Annotated in this window: 14 protein-coding genes; 6 read left to right on the top strand and 8 right to left on the bottom strand. The window is 60.5% G+C overall.

The genetic code is table 11. The features are described from left to right. Positions 1-54 precede the first annotated feature (54 nt). Positions 55-876 carry a 2,3,4,5-tetrahydropyridine-2,6-dicarboxylate N-succinyltransferase gene (locus tag NQ491_RS06705; RefSeq protein ID WP_019246154.1) on the bottom strand — a complete coding sequence of 274 codons (822 nt, stop codon included), beginning with the start codon at positions 874-876 and terminating at the stop codon, positions 55-57. A 291-nt stretch (positions 877-1167) separates the two neighbouring features. Here NQ491_RS06705 and NQ491_RS06710 point away from each other — a divergent pair, with 291 nt between their 5' ends. Together NQ491_RS06710 and NQ491_RS06715 are read left to right on the top strand one after the other, a co-directional pair. After that, entirely contained in the window at positions 1168-3294 is a 2127-nt protein-coding gene (locus NQ491_RS06710; protein ID WP_019246156.1) for a prolyl oligopeptidase family serine peptidase, read from the top strand. 420 nt (positions 3295-3714) lie between these two features. Further along, positions 3715-4977 carry an aspartate kinase gene (locus NQ491_RS06715; RefSeq protein WP_026089686.1) on the top strand — a complete coding sequence of 421 codons (1263 nt, stop codon included), beginning with the start codon at positions 3715-3717 and terminating at the stop codon, positions 4975-4977. A 177-nt stretch (positions 4978-5154) separates the two neighbouring features. Here NQ491_RS06715 and NQ491_RS06720 read toward each other — a convergent pair whose 3' ends face one another. The 4 genes from NQ491_RS06720 to NQ491_RS06735 form a co-directional block, all read right to left on the bottom strand. After that, positions 5155-6138 carry an NAD-dependent epimerase/dehydratase family protein gene (locus tag NQ491_RS06720; protein WP_051012996.1) on the bottom strand — a complete coding sequence of 328 codons (984 nt, stop codon included), beginning with the start codon at positions 6136-6138 and terminating at the stop codon, positions 5155-5157. A 121-nt stretch (positions 6139-6259) separates the two neighbouring features. Then, positions 6260-7462 carry a glucose/galactose MFS transporter gene (gene gluP, locus NQ491_RS06725; RefSeq protein ID WP_019246159.1) on the bottom strand — a complete coding sequence of 401 codons (1203 nt, stop codon included), beginning with the start codon at positions 7460-7462 and terminating at the stop codon, positions 6260-6262. A gap of 168 nt (positions 7463-7630) precedes the next feature. Beyond that, positions 7631-8683: an aldose epimerase family protein gene (locus tag NQ491_RS06730; RefSeq protein ID WP_019246160.1), complete on the bottom strand. Its 1053-nt coding sequence runs from the start codon at positions 8681-8683 to the stop codon at positions 7631-7633. A gap of 176 nt (positions 8684-8859) precedes the next feature. Further along, entirely contained in the window at positions 8860-9774 is a 915-nt protein-coding gene (locus NQ491_RS06735) for a nucleotidyltransferase family protein (protein WP_026089687.1), read from the bottom strand. Positions 9775-10042: 268 nt separating this feature from the next. Between NQ491_RS06735 and NQ491_RS06740 the strand changes: the two genes are divergently transcribed. The 4 genes from NQ491_RS06740 (at position 10043) to radA (ending at position 15158) form a co-directional block, all read left to right on the top strand. Continuing rightward, positions 10043-10918: a murein hydrolase activator EnvC family protein gene (locus NQ491_RS06740; protein WP_019246162.1), complete on the top strand. Its 876-nt coding sequence runs from the start codon at positions 10043-10045 to the stop codon at positions 10916-10918. Positions 10919-10980: 62 nt separating this feature from the next. After that, entirely contained in the window at positions 10981-12135 is a 1155-nt protein-coding gene (locus tag NQ491_RS06745; protein WP_019246163.1) for a 1-deoxy-D-xylulose-5-phosphate reductoisomerase, read from the top strand. A 21-nt stretch (positions 12136-12156) separates the two neighbouring features. Continuing rightward, positions 12157-13488 carry an RIP metalloprotease RseP gene (rseP, locus tag NQ491_RS06750; RefSeq protein WP_019246164.1) on the top strand — a complete coding sequence of 444 codons (1332 nt, stop codon included), beginning with the start codon at positions 12157-12159 and terminating at the stop codon, positions 13486-13488. 299 nt (positions 13489-13787) lie between these two features. Next, entirely contained in the window at positions 13788-15158 is a 1371-nt protein-coding gene (gene radA / locus NQ491_RS06755) for a DNA repair protein RadA (RefSeq protein ID WP_019246165.1), read from the top strand. Between the two features lie 441 nt (positions 15159-15599). Here radA and NQ491_RS06760 read toward each other — a convergent pair whose 3' ends face one another. From NQ491_RS06760 to NQ491_RS06770, 3 genes are all read right to left on the bottom strand, one after another. Continuing rightward, complete coding sequence (locus NQ491_RS06760; protein ID WP_019246166.1) at positions 15600-16124, bottom strand: hypothetical protein; 525 nt, start codon at positions 16122-16124, stop codon at positions 15600-15602. A gap of 478 nt (positions 16125-16602) precedes the next feature. Further along, entirely contained in the window at positions 16603-17613 is a 1011-nt protein-coding gene (locus NQ491_RS06765; protein WP_019246168.1) for an aspartate-semialdehyde dehydrogenase, read from the bottom strand. A 184-nt stretch (positions 17614-17797) separates the two neighbouring features. Then, positions 17798-20170, bottom strand: coding sequence for a transglycosylase domain-containing protein (locus NQ491_RS06770; RefSeq protein WP_019246169.1), 2373 nt, complete (start codon positions 20168-20170; stop codon positions 17798-17800). Positions 20171-20358: the final 188 nt, after the last annotated feature.

Below are 20358 nucleotides of genomic sequence, written 5' to 3' on the forward strand. Positions count from 1 at the left end.
GCCGCAGTAGCCGGAGGCGCTCCGCCAAAATTAGGGATAATTTTCGCAAGACGCCTATACCGGCACATCGAATTCGCGCAGCGCGTCGTTCAGCGACGTTTTCGTATCGGTCGAAGCCTTACGCTGCCCGATGATCAGCGCGCAGGGAACCTGATACTCGCCGGCCGGGAACCGCTTCGCGCGCGAGCCGGGTATCACGACCGAGCGGGGCGGCACGTATCCCTTGTACTCCTTGGGCTCCGGCCCCGACACGTCGATGATCCTCGTCGAGCCTGTGATGACCGTCCCGGCGCCGAGCACCGCCTCGCGGCAGACGTGCGCTCCCTCGACGACGATGCACCGGCTCCCGACGAAACAGCCGTCCTCGACGATCACCGGCGCCGCCTGTACCGGCTCGAGCACGCCGCCTATGCCGACGCCTCCGCTCAAATGGACGTGCTTGCCGATCTGGGCGCACGAGCCGACCGTCGCCCATGTGTCGACCATCGTCCCCTCGTCGACATAGGCGCCGATGTTCACATAGGACGGCATCAGGATCACGCCCGGAGCCAGATAGGCGCCGTAACGGGCCGCAGCGTGCGGCACGACGCGGACGCCGAGCTTCTCGTACCCGGTCTTCAAGTCCAGCTTGTCGTAAAATTCCATCGGGCCGGCTTCGGTCACCCGCATCCCGCAAATGGGGAAATAGAGGATCACGGCCTTCTTGACCCATTCGTTGACCTGCCACCGGCTGTCGCCCAGCGGTTCGGCCGTGCGGAGCTCTCCACGGTCGAGCAGATCGACCGTCTCGCGTATCGCGCTTTTGACCGCCTCGTCGCGGAGCAGTTCGCGGTCGTTCCACGCCCGCTCGACGGTCGTTTTCAGATTTTCGTACATAAAGCTATTCCACATGGTTTTACGTCGGCGAAGTTACGAAATTTATGCCGGAATTATTTGAGAAACAGCCCGGACTTTCGTACCTTGCGGAAATTTTCACGGAAAAGCCCCGCGAAAGAACGAAATTTAACCGGGCTCCCGGACTTCGCAACAGGGGAAACGTCTTCGGCGCACGCGAAGCGGAAAGCCCGGCCGGTTGCGGAGTTTTCCGCGAGAAATCTTCCCGACGTCATGCGAAGAGGGAACAGAGGAACTTGCAGCAGAATGAAAACACGTAAAATCGATAGACCCATGAAACATGCTTTGCTTCCCGCCGCACTGCTGATCGCGGCAGGCGTTTTGTGCACGAACTGTAAAACGAAAATGAAAATCTCGACACTGCCTTATCCCGTCGCCCGCATGGACAGCACGGTCGACGACTACTTCGGAACGAAAGTGCCCGATCCGTACCGCTGGCTGGAGGACGACAACTCGGCCGAGACGGCCGCCTGGGTGACGGCCGAAAACGAAGTCACGCAGAACTACCTGTCGCAAATCCCGTTCCGCGACAAGATCCGCAACCGGTTGACCGAGCTCTGGAACTATCCGAAATACGGCGTGCCGAGCAAGCACGGCGACTACTTTTTCTTTTTCGAGAACGACGGGCTGCAAAACCAGAGCGTGCTCTACCGCCAGAAAAGCCTCGACGGTCCGGCCGAGGTATTCCTCGACCCGAACAAGCTGTCGGACGACGGTACGGTCGCGCTGAGCGACATATCGTTCTCGAAGGACGGCAAGTATTGCGCCTATGCGGCCGCCTCGTCCGGTTCGGACTGGGTCGAGATCCGCGTGATGGACGTGGCCACGCGCGAACTGCTGCCCGACGTGATCCGCTGGGTCAAGTTCTCGGGCGCCGTCTGGACCCGGGACGGCTTCTATTACAGCGGCTACGACGAGCCGAAGCAGTCCGAGGCGCTCGTCGCGCAGAACCGCTTCCAGAAAATCTTTTTCCACAAGCTCGGGACCGAGCAGAGCGCCGACCGCCTGATCTACGAGGACCGCGCCCACCCGCTGCGATACGTGAGCGCCGAAGTCAGCAAGGACGACCGGCATCTGTTCGTTTTCGCGACCGAGGGCACGAGCGGCAACGAGGTGCTGTGGGCCGACCTGTCGAAGGGCGCGCCCGAATTCGAGGTACTGTTCCCCGGCTTCGCTAACGACTATGCACTGGTTCACGCGCGCGACGGCCGCGCCGTCTTCTACACGAACGAGGGCGCTCCTCGCTACCGGCTGGTGCAGGCGGACCTCAACGGAGCCGAACCGGTCCTGAGCGAGCTGCTGCCCGAGTCGGAGCTGCTGCTCGAAGGGGCGTCGGTGGCCGGCGGATCGCTGTTCGCGCTCTACCTCGACAAGGCCCAGAGCGCCGTATCGCAATACGACCTCTCGGGCAAAAAGTTGCGCGATTTGAAGCTGCCGGGAATCGGCGCGGCGGCCGGATTCGCGGACAACGACCAGGAGCCATTCACATTCTACTCGTTCTCGGAGTTCACTCGTCCGGCCTCGATCTACCGGTACGACATCGCTACGGGCGAGTCGAGCATGTTCAAAACTCCCGATCTGAAGTTCGATCCTGACCGGTTCACAGCCGAACAGGTCTTCTTCGACAGCAAGGACGGCACGCCCGTCTCGATGTTTCTGGTACACCGCAAGGATATGAAGCTCGACGGCAACAATCCGACCTACCTGTACGGCTACGGCGGATTCAACATCAGCCTGACGCCCGGCTTCACGCCGCTGAGCGTGCTGTTGATGGAACAGGGCGGCATCTATGCCATGGTGAACCTTCGAGGTGGCGGCGAATACGGCGAAAAGTGGCACCGGGCCGGCATGCTCGCCAACAAGCAGAACGTATTCGACGACTTCATCGCGGCGGCCGAGTACCTGATCGACAACAAATACACGTCGAAGGAGAAGCTGGCGATCGCCGGCGGATCGAACGGCGGCCTGCTCGTCGGAGCCTGCATGACCCAGCGGCCCGACCTGTACGCGGTAGCATTGCCGGCCGTAGGCGTGATGGACATGCTGCGCTACCACCTGTTCACCTGCGGCTGGGGCTGGGCCGTGGAGTACGGCAGCAGCGACAACGAGGAGCAGTTCGGCTACATCTATAAGTATTCGCCTCTGCACAACATTCATGCGGGCGCCTGCTATCCGGCTACGCTCGTCACGACGGCCGACCACGACGACCGCGTCGTGCCGGCCCACTCGTTCAAGTTCGCCGCGACGCTCCAGGCCGCTCAGGGCTGCGACAACCCGGTGCTGATCCGCATCGAGACGAAAGCGGGCCACGGAGCCGGCAAGCCGACGTCGAAGCGTATCGACGAAATGACCGACGTACTGTCGTTCATGCTATGGAATACCGGCACGGAAGTGGAATAAATAAAGAACGAAGGCCATGCGGCGAGCTCCGGCATCGGTCCGGAGTCCTGCCCGGCCGACGAGCGAAAGGAAGACCGGCACTGCTTTGTCCTGAATTCCGGGTAACCGTCATTTCGGACGACCACGTTCCCGGGTGACGACGCCGCACCGATCAATATCCGCATTGCCTTTACGGAGATTTTCTGCCAAAAATTCTCCGAAGCGATGCTTCTCCCCCGGCTCCCGCTTCCGGCAGGAGTCGGACAGGGACGGCGGCATCCGTCGCTCATTCCTTCTCCTTGCGCCGGACAATCTGTTTTGTATACCTCTGCCGGACGACAAAACCGGGCGAAGCGGAAAATCCGGCTCCCTCCGAAACGGGTAACGGACCGGCAGCAAGCGCTCCGCACGGAAAACGAAAACACGAAAGACATGCCGCCCATCAAAATATACAAGTTCGGAGGCGCTTCGGTCCGCTCGGCCGAAGGAGTCGAGAATTTGGCGCGAATCGTCGCCGCCGAACCCGCACGACTACTGGTTATCGTCTCGGCTATGGGCAAGACGACCAATGCGCTGGAGGAAGTGCTCGACCGGTTCATGCGCAACCGCTCGGACGAAGCGATCGAACGGTTCGCGGAGATCGAACGATACCATCGGCAGATCGTCCGCTCGCTGTTCGCCGATCCCTCTTCCGTCGAGGCACGCACCGAAAAACTCGCCTCGGAGGTTCGGGAACTGCTTCGCAGCGAAACCTGCCGGGAGGATTACGATCGCTGGTACGACCGGATCGTAAGCTACGGCGAACTGCTCTCGACCGTCATCGTCTCGGAATACCTCGCCGCACAAGGCACGCCGAACCGGTGGCTCGACATGCGCGGGCTTTTCGTGACCGACAGCCGCTACCGCGAGGCGACCATCAACGTCGACCGGTCGGCTCGAGCTCTGCGCCGGGCCGTCGACGCAGCCCCCGAACGCGTACTGGTCGGACAGGGATTCATCGGCGCGACGCCGGCGGGCCGCCCGACGACGCTCGGCCGCGAAGGATCGGACTACTCGGCCGCCATGGCCGGCTATCTGCTCGATGCCGGGAGCGTAACGATCTGGAAGGACGTCGACGGCATCCTGAGCGCCGACCCCCGGCTGTTCGCGGACACGATGCTGATTCCCGAACTGTCGTATCTCGACGCGATCGAGCTGGCCTACGCCGGGGCACAGGTGATCCACCCGAAAACGATCAAGCCGCTCCAGAACAAGAATATTCCGCTCTACGTCCGTCCGTTCGGCGATCCGACGAAGCCGGGCAGCGTGATCTGTGCGTCGCCCCCGGTCCCGCCGGGCGTGCCCGTCCGCATTCTCAAAGGCCGTCAGGTCCTGATTTCGATCCGTCCCAAGGATTTTTCGTTCGTGCTGGAAGAACGGCTCGCCGATATTTTTTCGGTATTCGGCCAATACCGACAGAAAATCAACCTGATCCAGAGCTCGGCCGTCAATCTGAGCCTGTGCGTCGACGATTCGCGCTATTTGGAGCGAGTCGTCGATGCGCTCCAAACCGAATTCCGCGTCGTGTACAACCGCGACATGGAATTGCTGACGATTCGGGGCTACGATCAGATAACCTATGACAGATATGCCGAAGCGGAAGGGGTCTTTCTGGTCCAGAAAACGCGCCGCACGGCTCGCATCGTCCGAAGCGCAAGCCATTGACGATACGGAATCCGCAATTTTCGCGCGTGTCATCCGGCCGCATGCAGACGCACGCCTCATGCGAACCGCAAACTCCGCACAGACAGCCTTCCTGAGAAAAATCCCGCCTCGGCCGAGCACGCCGGCAGACGATCGTACCGCGACCGCCGTCCGAGCCGAGCCGGTCGGATTCGCGCTTTACATAATCTCGACCCAGCTCATGAACGGATAGGCGCGGTTCTCCATGCGCATCCGCTCCTCGAAATAGCGGAGCGTGCGCGTGAGCCCTTCCTCGATCGGGATCCGAGGTTCCCAGTCGAGCTTGCGGCGAGCCAGTTCGATGTCGGGCACCGTGTTCTGCGAACTGTCCGTAGGCAGGTTCAGCAGCACGATTCTCGACGGACTTCCCGTCAAATGAACCACGTCCTCGGCCAAGGCATCGATCCGAACCGGGTCCACGCCTCCGATATTGACCGGTTCGGACAGCTTGCCGGTCGAATTCATCATCCGCACGAGCGCCTCGACCGCGTCGTCGATATAGAGAAAACAGCGGGTCTGCATCCCGTTGCCCCGGATCGATATGCTCTCTCCCGAAAGCGCGCTCTTGATGAAAGCGGAGATCACGCGTCCGTTCCCGAGCGGCATGCGCGGTCCGTAGACATTGAACAGTCTCGGGATACGGATATCGACCCCGTACTGATGATGATAGGCGGTAAAAATCGACTCGGCGGCCCGCTTTCCCTCCTCGTAGGCGCTTCGCTCGCCGACCGGGCTGACGTTTCCGCGATACTGTTCGGGAATCGACGGCACTTGCGCCTTGCCGTAGACTTTTCCCGACGAGGCCTGCAAAATGCGCGCCCCCATGCGTCGGGCCACTTCGAGCATGTTGACCGCTCCGATCAGCGACGTCTTGAGCGTCATCACCGGATCGTGCATGTAGTCGGCCGGCGCCGACGGGCAGGCCAGATTGTAAATCTGGTCCACCTCCTCGAAATACGGAAACGTGACGTCGTGACGCACGAGTCGGAACAGCGGATTGGCCATCAGATGCTCCACATTGCGCTTGTCGCCCGAGTAATAGTTGTCCAGCGCGATCACCTCGTTCCCGTCGGCGAGCAGGCGCTCGCACAGGTGACTGCCGATGAAGCCGGCCCCGCCGGTAACCAGTATTCTTTTTCTCATGTCGCTTGCGTATTGATACGCCCCTTCTACGCAAGAACTGTTCCGAAACATCCCCCGAAAACAGACAACGACGGCGGCCGTCTCGCAGGAGACGGCCGCCGTAAAAAACTGCGACACGGACTTAAGCCGTGCGGATTTTCGATCCCTTCAGCGCGAACCAGCCCATGTAAGCGTAGAACACGAACAGACAGCACAAGGCCGGAACGAGCCCGAACCCTTCCTGCACGCCTCCCATGATCGGCATCAGCACGGCCGCTCCGATCACGCCGGTGCAGATGATCCCCGAAGCCTGCTTGATGTTGGGCCCCAGATCGACCGTAGCCAGCGAGAAGATGCAGCTCCACATGATCGAGTGGAACAGACCGGTCCCGATATAGAGGTAGAGCGACGTCCAGCCCGAGGTCAGCAGCGAAAGCAGCAGGCAGAGCGACGACAGCAGCAGAGCGCCCGAGAGCACCTTGCGGGCGCTGAACTTGCGCAGAATGGCCGAGCCGAAGGCACGCCCCACGAGCAGCCCGCCCCAATAGAGCGACAGCAGCGACGTCGGGTCGGTCACGCTGAGTCCCAGCGACTCGAATTTGGCGGGGAAGAAGCTCGGAATACCCACCTCGACGCCCAGATAGGTAAAGATCGCCAGCGCACCGAGCATCACGTGCGGATACTTGAACGCGCTCGACTTGTAGCTCTTGCCGTCCTCGGCGACCTGATCGCCCGCAGGCTCTTCGTCCTTGATCGCCGGCAGCTTGAGCAGCATGACGATCACGCCGAGGACGATAGCGAAAATGCCCAGCCCGAGGAAGGGAACCTGAATCTGCGAAACGTTGTAGGTACCGTTCGATACGATGATCATCGACACGAACAGCGGCGCGATGAACGTGGCCAGCGAATTGAACGTCTGGTTGACCGTCAGGCGCGTCGCGGCCGTTTCGGGCGGTCCGAGTACCAGCACGTATGGATTCAGCGCCACCTGAAGCAGCACGATGCCGACGGCCACGAGAAACATGCAGCCGAGGAAACCGTAGAAGCCGGCCTCGACGCCGAGATAATTCAGCGCCATGCCGAGCCCGATCACGATCACGCCCGCGACCAGCGCCGTCTTGTATCCGATCTTGCCCAGCAGCCATGCGATCGGAATCGACAGGATATACGCTCCGTAGAAAGCCGTGTTGATCAATTGCAGCTCGACGTCGTCGAGCGGGCTGAACGCCTTGTTGCAGAAGGCGATCATCGAGTTGTTCATCGTCGTGATGAATCCCAGCAGGAACATCAGCACGACCATGACGGTCAACGCGAACGTGTAGTTCGGTTTCTGTGAATTGGTCATAGTTCGTTTTTTTAGGTTATTTGGTTTGAGTGCATGCGTAATCGTAGGTTCCCGTCTCCGCTTGCCGAACCGGCCGCGCCCGGACATTTCCGGAATCGCCGTCCGGCATGCGGGCTCCGGCTACCGGGGCTTCCGTCACGCTCCGGCGCCGGAATTCCGTCCAGCGCGCTACAACGTATCGAAGCGATAGACGATCCTCTGCTCGTAAATTTCCCCGGGACGGAGCACGACCGACGGAAACTCGGGCTTGTTCGGACTGTCGGGAAAGGCCTGGCACTCGATCGCCACGCCGTCGCGGTTCCGGTACTCGTGTCCGCTGATACTTCTCGGGCACCCCTCGAGCCAGTTCCCGGTGTATATCTGTACTCCGGGCTGAGTCGAGCGGATCGTCATCCGCCGGCCGCTCTGCGGATCGTACAGAAATCCGAAATCGGTCAGCCGGCCGGGTTCCCACCCGTCGATCGCCCAACAATGATCGTACCCGTAGCCGAACCGCAGCGGCTCGTAGTCGGCGTTTATATCGCGTCCGAGCGGCTTCGGTTCGCGGAAATCCATCGGCGTCCCCTCGACCGGCGTCCTGCGACCGGTCGTGATCTGGTCCGCGTCGGTCTCCAAAAAGCACGATGCGTTGAGTTTCAACACATTCTCGAGGGCGCCGCCCTCGGCCTCGCCGCGCAGGTTGAAATAGGCATGGTTGGTCAGGTTGACCACCGTCGGGGCGGAGGTGCGGGCATAAAGCGTGATTTCGAGTTCGCAGTCGTCGTTCCAGTCGTAAACGACCTCGGCATCCAGATCGCCCGGATAACCTTGGTCGCCGTCGGGGCTCAGCAGCGAGAAGACGACCCTGTCGGTTTCGACCCGACTGTCCCACAGCTTGTTGGCAAAACCGGCATCCCCGCCGTGCAGATGGTGTCGTCCGTTGCAATTCCGCGTCAGGCGATACTCCTTGCCGTCGAGCGTAAAGCGGGCGAAGCCGATACGGTTCGCGAACCGGCCGGGCGTCTTGCCCATGCAGGGCCCGTCGTTGAAATAGCTTTTGAAATCGTCGTATCCGAGCGCCACATCGGCCATGCGGCCTTCGCGGTCGGGCACGACGATCGAAACGATCCCGGCGCCGATATTGCTCAACCGCACCTGCGCCCCCGCGCCGTTGGTCATCGTATAGAGGATCACGGCCTCGCCTTCGGGCGTGAATCCCCAAATGTTCTGCTCTATGTCCATCTTCGCATCGTTAATTCATCTCATACGGCCCCGCAGCCTCCCGGACATCGCGGACCGGTTTTTCCGGGGCCTCAGCCGGTCTCGCCCCGCCGAACCGGCAGCGGCGACGGTCCGCAGGCTTCCTGCTCAGAACGCCTCCCGACGCGGGCCCTCCGGGCTCGCCGCAACACGGCCGCCTAAGGCCAAAGCTTAGCGGGATACACGCCCTCGTCGATCAGCTTGCGTATTCGTTCGACGACGGCGGGACGGTCCTCCTTGTAGGTCACGCCGAACCACTGGGCCGAACTGCGCAGCACACGGAGCTGGGCGCGTCCTTCGGCCACCAGCTTGTTGACCATCGTCGGTATGTAGAACTCCGACTTCGGATTGTCGATATTATCTTTCAGATAGGTGGCGAAATAGTCCTCCGAATACTTGAAATAGTCGGGCGTGAAGCCGAACATGTTCATCGACACGGGCGTGTCCTCGGCCAGCTCCACCAGCCCGCCCCGGTCGTCCTCATAGACGATGCGGCCCATACGTCGCTCGATGCGCGTACGCTCGACCATCGAAGTCAGGTTGCCACTGTGGTCCACGCCGCACACGCCCCGCGAAACGGCGCCGAAATCCGACAGCGTATTGCGTATCTCGTAGCCGACCATGCAATAGTGGTTTTTCTGGCCGGCCACGCTGCGCAGATAGTCGGCGATCGTCCGGTAGGCGTCCTCGCCGTAGAAGTCGTCGGCATTGATGACTGCGAACGGCTCCTCGCGGATCGTGCCGGAAGCCATCATCACGGCATGGTTCGTTCCCCAAGGTTTCGTCCGGTCGGCCGGAACCTCGAACCCCGCGGGCAGCTTGTCCAGTTCCTGAAAAACGAAATCGACGGCTATTTTCCCTCCGAAGCGCTCGGGCGTGAAAATTTCGCGGAATTCTTTCTCGAACAGATGTCTGATCACGAATACCACGCGGCCGAACCCGGCCCGGATCGCGTCGTAGATCGAGTAATCGATGATCGCCTCGCCGTTCGGCCCCACGCCGTCCATCTGCTTGAGCGATCCGTAGCGGGAACCCATGCCCGCCGCCAATACCAAAAGTGTCGGTTTTTTCATCATGATTTTATCCGTTCGCCGTCCGAGCGAGACCTGTTCCGCGACCGCCTCCCGAAGAGACGGCGCGGCACGGCAATACCCGCAGAATAAAACGGGACCGAAGCGCGTTCATATCCCGGAAGCGTTACGCAAATTTACACTTTATAACTCATTTTCAAAATGCGATCGGATAAAACGTCGCGAAATATTTCGGGGGAAATATTCGCCGTTTTTGCGATCGGCACGGGGAAATTGTTACTTTTGTCAGTTAAAAGCAGCGCTGAAACCTATGAATTTCCGTCAGAATATAGCCTACTTCATACGCCACCTGCGCGAGAAGCACCGGCTCAGCGTCCGCAACCAGCATACCGACCGGGAAATCTGGTACATGCATATCAGTCCGCTGAACCTGTTGGCCGGATTGCTGGCTCTGATACTGATCCTGTTCATTCTCATTGCCTCCACGGTGGCCTATACCCCTGTGCTGGACCTGCTCCCGGGCTACCCCGGCAAAAAGTCGCGGACGATGCTCGTCGAGAACATCATGCGTCTCGACTCGCTCGAGCAGGAACTCCGCAACATGCAGGTATACAGCGAAAATATCGCGCTGATCATGGCCGGGCGCAACCCGGTCACGCGCAACGACATGCAGGCAGCCGACTCGCTCTCGGCGAAAAAAGGCGCTACGGTGGCCGCCATCGCCGAGGACTCGCTGCTCAGGGCGCAGATGGAAACCCCCGGCAGCCCGTACAGCCTGTACGATCCCGACGCGGCCCGAAAGAATCTGCGCAGCGCCATGGAGCTCTTCGCGCCGGTCAAAGGCGTCGTGACGGCCCGGTTCAGCCCGATCGACAACCGGTTCGGCGTATCGCTGGCCACGACGTCCAACCAGCAGGTGATGGCCGTGATGGACGGAACGGTCATCTCGGCGCCATGGACTCCCGAAGACGGGTTCGTGCTGTACGTGCAGCACGCCAATAATATGATTTCGGTCTACCGCCATAACGTCAGCGTGCTGAAAAAAGCGGGAGACCGGGTCTCGAGCGGCGAGATCATCGGCTACACCGGCGGCGAAAACGCGCCGGGCCAAGACAAGAACCTGTTCGAATTCGAGCTGTGGCACAACGGCACCCCTGTCGACCCGCAGGGATATATCGTTTTCTGAATTACCCGAACCCGCGAAAACACGACATCCGGCGGATAACGCTTACCGCCCCGAAACGAATTATGACACACAAGAAACAGCGGCTGGCGATTCTCGGCTCCACCGGATCGATCGGCACCCAGACCCTCGATATCGTCCGCCGGTACGGCGACCTGTTCGAAGTGACTACCCTGACGGCCCGCTCCCGATGGGAGGCGCTGGTAGCTCAGGCAATCGAATTTTCGCCCGACAACGTGGTGATCGCCGACGAAACGTATTATCCGGCCGTGCGCGACGCGCTCGCCGACCGTCCCGTCAAGGTTTACGCCGGAAACGACGCGCTGGAACAGGTCGTCCGTTCCGAACAGGTCGATACGGTCGTCATGGCTCTCGTCGGCTACAGCGGACTGTTCCCGACGGCCAGCGCGCTACGCTGCGGCAAAAAGGTCGCGCTGGCGAACAAGGAGTGTCTGGTCGTGGCCGGAGAACTGATTACCGAGCTGTCGGAGCGCCACCGGGCTCCGATCATCCCGGTGGATTCGGAGCACTCGGCCATTTTCCAGTGCCTGAGCGGCGAGCGGTCGGAAGTCGAGAAAGTGATCCTGACCGCATCGGGCGGACCTTTTCTGAACCGCTCGGCCGACGAGCTCCGCCACGTGACGGTCGCCGAGGCGCTGGCTCACCCGAGCTGGTGCATGGGAGCCAAAGTGACCATCGACTCGGCCTCGCTGATGAACAAGGGCTTCGAGGTGATCGAGGCGCGCTGGCTTTTCGGAGTGGATGCCGGCCGGATCGACGTGGTGATCCATCCCGGTTCGGTCGTGCATTCGATGGTCCAGTTCCGGGACGGAGCCGTCAAGGCCCAGATCGGTACGCCCGACATGCACCTGCCGATCCAGTATGCGCTCACCTACCCGCAGCGCCTGCCGCTCGAAGGCAGGCGGCTCGACTTTTGCGAGCTCGGGACCCTCGAGTTCCGCCGTCCCGATACCGACCGCTTCCCGAACCTGGCGCTCGCTTACGAATGCCTGCGCCGGGGAGGCTGCGCGGGCGCGGTGCTCAACGCGGCCAACGAGGTCGGCGTAGCGGCCTTTTTGGACGGAAAGATCCGCTTCACGGACATCGCCCGCATCAACGAGCAGACGCTCTCGAGAATGCCTCAAGGACGGTGCTCGACGCTCGAACAGTACCGCGAAACGGACGCTGCGGCACGCGAGACGGCGCTCTCGCTGATCTGACAAACGAAAAACAAAACACCGATGGATATCCTGATCAAACTTCTCCAATTCATTCTCAGCCTTTCCCTGCTGGTCATCGTCCACGAGTTCGGACATTTCCTGTTCGCCCGGATTTTCAAGACGCGGGTCGAAAAGTTCTACCTGTTCTTCAACCCGTGGTTCTCGCTGTTCAAGTTCCGCAAGGGAGAGACCGAGTACGGCATCGGCTGGATTCCGTTCGGCGGATACGTCAAAATATCGGGCATGATCGACGAATCGATGGACACCGACCAGATGAAGCAGCCCGTACAACCCTACGAGTTCCGGGCCAAGCCGGCCTGGCAGCGGCTGCTGATTATGGTCGGAGGCGTCGTGATGAATATCGTGCTCGCCCTGCTGATATACATCGGCATGAGCTGGGCGTGGGGCAAGACCTATCTCGATAACCGGAACGTCAAGTACGGCTACGCCTACGGCGAGCTGGCCAAGCGGATCGGGTTCCGCGACGGCGACCGGATCGTGGACATAAACGGCAAACCGCTCGACGACGCGGCCAAGCTGCTCCCGACGATCGTTTTCGACCAGGCGGAATACGTGACCGTCGAGCGAGACGGGAAACAGGAGCGTATCGGAATTCCCGCCGAGGCGATGGCCGAGCTGCTCAACTGCGCCGACTTTGCCGAACCCCGTATCCCGTTCGTCGTAGGCCGGGCGGTCGAAGGCGGAGAGGCGGCCAAGGCCGGCCTCGTGGCGGGCGACACGCTCGTTTCGCTGAACGGCGAGCCGATGCGGTATTTCGACCAGTATCGCCGCGCGTTCGGCCAATTCAAAAGCGATACCGTCCATGTTAGCGTCATGCGCGACTCGGCAGGAATCACGAAGCTGCTGACATTGCCCGTACGAGTTTCCGACGACGGCCTGATCGGCGTGGAGCTGACTCCGCCGGACCGTCTGCTCAGCCTGAGCACCCGCAACTACACGTTCTGGCAGGCGATACCCGCCGGAGTGAGGCGCACCGGCGAGGAAATCGGCAGCTACGCCAAGCAGATCAAGCTGATGTTCACGCCCGAAACCGAAGCCTACAAATCGCTGGGAGGACTGATCGCGATCGGAAGCATATTCCCCGACCACTGGAGCTGGATTCAGTTCTGGCACATCACGGCCTTTCTGTCGATCGTGCTGGCGATCATGAATATCCTGCCGATCCCGGCGCTCGACGGCGGACACGTGCTGTTCCTGCTCGTCGAGGTCGTCACCGGACGCCGGCCGAGCGACAAGTTCCTCGAGCGGGCCCAAATGGCGGGACTGATGATCCTGCTCGCGCTGCTGATCTTCGCCAACGGGAACGACATTTACCGGTTTTTCATCAAATAGCCGGGCGCCGGAGACTCGCAAGTCTTCCGAGCATGGCCGACTGCGAACCTGAGGGCCGCGCGCGGAGATACGCACGGTTTGCGGACGATCCGTGCAGGACGCATCCCGGATACCGGGCGCATTCTGCTTCGGAGACGGACCGGGCGCAGTCCGGCGCACGAACCGGCAAACGATCGGTCGGTCCGCCCCGAACGAGTCGCCATGCAACCGCACGGAACCGAACCGGAGAAAGAAAGAATTTCGCCTTCGGCGGAACGATTCCCCGAGAATCGCTATCTTTAACCGACAACTGAAACGACATGGCCAAAATCAAAAAGGCATATTTCTGCAAGGAGTGCGGATTCGAGGCTCCGAAATGGCTCGGGCACTGCCCGTCGTGCGGAGCATGGAACTCCTTCACGGAGGAAGTGATCGCCCGCGAGAACGCCTCGCCCGTAACCGCTCTGACAGGCAACAGGCCCCGGTCGAAACCCCAGCGCGTCCGGGAAATAGAGCAAAGCGAGCAAAGGCGGTTCGACCTCTCCTGCACCGAGGTGAACCGGGTGCTCGGCGGGGGACTGATCCGGGGCTCGATGATCCTGCTGGGCGGCGAGCCGGGCATCGGCAAATCGACGTTGAGCTTGCAGATCGCGCTGCGCGCAAACGGCCTGAAAACGCTGTACGTTTCGGGCGAGGAATCGCCCCAGCAAATCAAGATGCGGGCGGAGCGGCTCGGCGTCGGCAACGACGAGTGCTACATATACAGCGAGACGAACATGGAGAACATCCTGCGCCAGATCGACGAGCAGGCTCCCGACCTGGTTGTCATCGACTCGATCCAGACGATCTATACCGACACGATCGACTCGTCGCCGGGCAGCGTCTCGCAGATCCGCGAATGCGCCGCCCTGTTGCAGAAATACGCCAAGCAGACCGACACGTCGGTCGTCGTGATCGGCCATATCACCAAGGACGGCGTGATCGCCGGGCCGAAGATTCTGGAGCACATCGTGGACGTCGTGCTCCAGTTCGAAGGCGACAACAACAATGCGTACCGCCTGCTGCGCAGCATCAAGAACCGCTTCGGCGCGACGTTCGAGATCGGCGTATTCGAAATGCGGGCCGAAGGGCTGGTCGAGGTAAATAACCCGTCGGAAATCCTGCTGTCGCACTACGACGAGCCGCTGAGCGGCATCGCTGTCGGCGCGGCCGTCGACGGCGCGCGCTCGTACCTGATCGAGACGCAGGCGCTCGTCAGCACGGCCGCCTACGGCACGCCCCAGCGCTCGGCCACCGGATTCGACTCGCGGCGGCTCAACATGCTGCTGGCCGTGCTCGAAAAGAGGGCCGGGCTGAAAATGTACCAGAAGGACGTTTTCCTGAACTTCGCGGGCGGATTCCGCATCAGCGACACCGGCCTCGATCTGAGCGTCGTGGCCGCCGTGCTGTCGTCCTATTTCGACCGCCCGGTCGGAGAAGACACCTGTTTCGCCGGCGAGATCGGCCTGTCGGGCGAAATCCGGCCCGCGCCGCGCAGCGAGCAGCGCATCAGCGAGGCGGCCCGGCTCGGATTCGGGCGCATCGTCGTATCGGGCTATCTGCGCAAAAGCCTGCCGAAGCCGCCCGGAGGCATCCGGATCGCGTACGTCAACAAGATCGAGGAAATGGCTCGCGCCGTTTTCGGAGCGTGAAAAAACGTCTCCTTTCCGCTCCGGACCGAAGATGCGATCGCATCCCGACCGGATTCCGGGTCCGTGACCCCGAAACCGACACGAAAGACGACACCGGGATTCCGCGCCTTTGTTTCGCACCTCGCACGATTCCTCGCCGCCCGCCGCTTTCAGAAGGCTCCGAGCGGACATTCCCCGGAAAGAAAGCCGCTGCCGTTTTCCGTCATTCCGCGCACGGACAAAACCGTGCCGCAAGAGACATGGGCAGGCCACGGGGCTTCCGTCGTCTCACGCCCTATGCCGTACCTCGAACCGACGGCGAATCGGATTTTCCGACAAACGCGACCGGACTCCATCTTTCGTCCGCATGCGATCCACGACCCGGAGAGCGCAGCAGCTATCCGCCACCGCACGAGCGAAAAGAGCCGGATAGCGACCAAAGCCGCCCGGGACGAAAGAACGTCAGAACATCACGCCTATGCGCATCAATACGGCACCGAAAGACACAGACAGTCCCCCGGAAGAAATGTTTTGCGACTGATAGCCGACCGAAAAAGTGACATTTCGTCCGATGCAGGCTCCCAGTGCCGGCGTGATCAGGAAACCTCCGATATCGGACTCCATCGAGAACCCGTAACCCGCGTCCAGCGACACGAATCCACGAAACATGCTGCGTCCGGCAGGCATATAGCCCTTCAAGTTCGCATAGACCGGCACGATATGCTCGTCCGTGAAATCGATACCTTCGATCGTCCGGCCCAGATAAGTATGGTAGCCGAGCCCCAGACCTATCGAGAAATAGGAATTGACGCGTATTCCGTTCACCATATCCACCGTCACACGGTTCTGGCGCAGAAAGGGATTGCTTCCCACACCGGCGCCGAAACCCACCTGAATTTCGCCCTGATAGCGGGAACGCTGAGCCGCCAGATCGGAAAACGAGGCGATCATCAGAAAGAGAAGCGGAAGAAACAGAATCTTTTTCATATCGATTGGGATTGATGATTCGATCGTGCATAACTTATATACCGCTCACGCCCGTTACTCCGGAACAGACAAACAAGCGCAGCTCCGTATTCCGGACACGGCCGCTTCGTTCGAGATCGGGACGGCCGCATCCGTTCCGACAAGCATTCGCCTCGCTTTGCGCGGTCCGATGCGGAGAGACCGGCGCCATGCCGAACCGACGGAAACTCGGCATCTGCATGCCCTCTCCTGAGAAAAACATATTCGACGCCCTATTTATATCCGGGAATAATGCTCCGTTTCCGCAATCCGCCTTTATGACAAATATATTTCATTTTCAGGACAAAAGCAACAGGAAAATACCCCGAAAAGGCAGGCCGATACGATAAAAAGCCCGTTCCCGTCCGCCAGCGCGATACGGAATCCGCTTTGGCAAACGGGCAACGAAAAGGCCGCCTGCACATGTCAGGCGGCCTTCGATATCGATTCGACGGAACGATCAGCCCAAATGTCCGTTTCGGAGCAGATACTCGGCGATCTGCACGGCATTCAGCGCGGCCCCTTTGCGGATCTGGTCGCTGACACACCAGAACGTCAGCGAGTTCGGATCGGCCAGATCGCTACGGATACGACCCACGTATACGGCGTCGACTCCGGCCAAAGGCAGCGGCATCGGATAGCTTTTCTCGGCAGGCTCGTCCATCAGCACGACCCCTTCCGCCGATGCGAAAGCCTCGCGCGCCTCCTCGACCGATACGGGACGCTCGGTCTCGACCCAAACCGCCTCGGAATGGGCGCGCATGACCGGAACCCGGACGCACGTAGCGCTGACGCGGACGTCGGAATGCATGATCTTGCGCGTCTCGTTGAACATCTTCATTTCCTCCTTCGTATAGCCGTTCTCGGTAAACACGTCGACCTGCGGAATCACGTTATAGGCCAGTTGGTAAACGAACTTGGACACGGTCGGCTCCTCGCCGCGCACCAACTGGGCGTGCTGCCGTTCCAGCTCGGCCATAGCGGCCGCTCCGGCCCCGCTCGCCGACTGATAGGTCGAAACGCGGACGCGGCGGATATGCGACAGGTTCTCGATAGCCTTCAGCGCAACGACCATCTGAATCGTCGTGCAGTTCGGGTTGGCAATGATCCGGCGCGGAGGATCGATTCCGTCTTCCGGATTCACTTCGGGCACGACCAGCGGAACGTCCGGGTCCATGCGAAACGCGCTCGAATTGTCGATCATCAGCGCGCCGTGCTTCGTAATCGTCTCGGCAAACTCCTTGGAAGTGCTTGCCCCGGCCGAGACGAAGGCTACGTCTACGCCCTTGAAATCGTCGTTATGAGCCAGCAGGCGCACCCCGATCTGTTTTCCCCGGAACGGATAGACGCGTCCCGCGCTCCGCTCGGAGCCGAACAGCAACAGCTCGTCCGTAGGAAAATTCCGCTGCTCGAGCACTTTCAGCAACTCCTGACCGACAGCTCCGCTCGCTCCGACAATCGCAACTTTCATAACTCAGCTTTTTAGTTTGAAACCCTCCCGGCTCCAGCGGTCCGGAATCCGAACCGACTGGAAAAACGACAGGATTTATTTTCGGACAAAGGTAATCGAAATCGAGAATAAAAATACGAATTGTTTTATTTTTATTCAATTTGTTTATTTACAAACAGATTTTATCATTCCACCGGACACATCATCAATCGAAGAATTCGTCTCCTCCTCCCGAAGAGGGCAGCGCCGCCGCCGGCTCAGCCGACTCGTCGCAGTCGTACGACACGGCATTGACCGGAATCGGGAACTGATCCTTTTCCGTTATGCCGAGCTTCGAATCGCCGTAAACCTTTTTCATGAAATTGGCGAAAATGGGCAGCGCGATCCGCGATCCCTCGCCGCCGGACGACAGATGGATGCTCCGGTCCTCGCCGCCGACCCAGGCCCCCGCCACGAGCTTCGGCGTCACGCCGACGAACCATGCGTCGGAGTTCTTCTGCGAGGTTCCCGTCTTGCCGCCCATGTCGGCCTTCAGCCCCAAAGCCCGTATGCGGCCGGCCGTACCGGCGTTCACGACGCGCTTGAGCATACCGAGCATCGTATAGGCCGACTGCTCCGAAATGGCGTCCTGCGACGGCGACGTGAAGTTCGCGAGCACGTTCCCGTGGCGATCCTCGATTCGCGTGACGAAAATCGGATCGACATGCACGCCCCGGTTCGCGAACGTACCGTAGGCCCCTACCAGCTCGAACAGCGAGAAGTCGGAAGTCCCCAGACAGAGCGCATAAACCGGATCGATGTAGCTGCGGATACCGAACTTATGGATGAAGTCGGCCACAGCCTGCGGCTGCCGCGCCTGCTTCATGATCCAGGCCGAATAGTTGTTACGGCTGTTGGCCAGCCCCCAGCGCAACGGCTTCCACTCGCCGTCGTATACGACCTTGCTCGCCTCGCGCGGAGACCAGGGCTCGTTGTCGGTCTCGATCGTCACAGGCAGGTTCGGAACCTGCGTGCAAGGCGTCAGATCGAGCTGCTCGATCGCGAACGTGTATACGAACGGCTTGATCGTCGAGCCGACCTGACGCCGGCCCTGCTTGGCCATGTCGTATTTGAAATAGCGGTAGGACGTTCCTCCGACGTAGGCCTTCACATAGCCGTTCGACGGATCGACTGCCATGAACGAGGCCCGCAGGAACTTCTTATAGTACATCAGCGAGTCGTCGGGAGACATCACCGTATCGCGGTCGCCCTTGTAGCTGAACACGCGCATCGGCACGGGCGTAGCGAACGCCTTGTCGATCTCGGCGTCGGTAGCTCCGGCGCGCTTCATCTGTCGGTAACGGTCCGAGTTCTTTTTCGCGCGCCTCATGATCGCTTCGCGCTCGTCCTTGCTGATATCCGAGAAAACGGAGCCCCGCGCCTTCGTAACCCGGTCCATCATAGGCTGCACGGTTTCCCCCATCTGTTCCCAGACGGCTTGCTCGGCATATCGCTGCATCGTCGCATTGACCGTCGTATAAATCTTCAGTCCGTCGCGGTACAGGTCGTAAGGCTGTCCGTTGGCCTTCACGTTCTTGTCGCACCAGCCGTAAAGCGGGTTGCTTTCCCACTGCTCGACGGCCTGACGGTAGTCCCAGTCGCCGGCCGCGCCCGGTCCGAAGCTCTCGCGCGACGGCTTGCCGGAAGTCATCACCATGCGCAGCATTTCGCGGAAATAGGTTCCCGTACCCGCGTTGTGGGAAATCGGGCGGAAGTCCAGCTCGATGGGCAGCGCCTGAATCGAGTCGCGCTGCGCGCGGGTCAGATAGCCTTTCTCCCTCATGCGGCTGATGACCGTGTTGCGCCTTGCGAGCGCCCGGTCGGGATTGCTGCGCGGGCTGTACCGCGTCGGCGCATTGACGACGCCCACGAGCATCGCCGCCTCCTGCACGTTCAGCTCCGAAGGCAACTTGTTGAAAAAAGTCCTCGCAGCGGACTTGATCCCGTAGGCATTGCTGCCGTAAGGAACCGTATTGAGGTACATCGTGATGATCTCCTCTTTCGTATAGTTATACTCGAGCATGACGGCCGTAATCCACTCCTTGAGCTTGGATATGACGAGTTTGGAACCTTTCGAGATCGGATTGTTATAGACGGCCGTATCGCGCGGATACAGGTTTTTGGCCAGCTGCTGCGTGATCGTACTGCCTCCCCCTTGCCTCCGGTTGCCCAGCGCGAGCGTCTTGACGGCCACCCGGGCCAGCGAGATGAAATCGATTCCCGAATGGGAATAGAAGCGCATGTCCTCGGTCGATATCAGCGCGGCCACCAGCGCGGGAGAAAGCTCGTTGTAATCGACGTAAGACCGGTTCTGGATAAAGAAGCTGCCTATCATCTCTCCGTCGTCGGAATAGATTTCGGTAGCCAGATTGCTTTTCGGATTCTCGAGTTCCTCGAACGTGGGCAATTTGCCGAACACCCCCAGACGAGTGAGCAGAAGCAGCAAGAGGATCAGTGCGACGGGCGCGCACAGAATGATCCAGAACCACCTGACGGCTTTCGGCGTCTGAAGCCGCTCGAGTATCTTCTTTTTATCCATAACGATGCGAACTTAACGGAACAAAGGTACGATTTTAATCGCTATTTCCAGTAAGAACGCATCCGCCTCCCCGCTTATTTTGGCGATCGGGCGCACAGCGGTCGGAGCGGACGTACGAGAACTCACGCCGGACAAGGTCATAACGGACGACAAACGCATCGAAAGGCGGCCTGCGGAGACCCGGGCCG

Source organism: Alistipes ihumii AP11 (assembly GCF_025144665.1).
GTDB classification, from domain to species: domain Bacteria; phylum Bacteroidota; class Bacteroidia; order Bacteroidales; family Rikenellaceae; genus Alistipes_A; species Alistipes_A ihumii.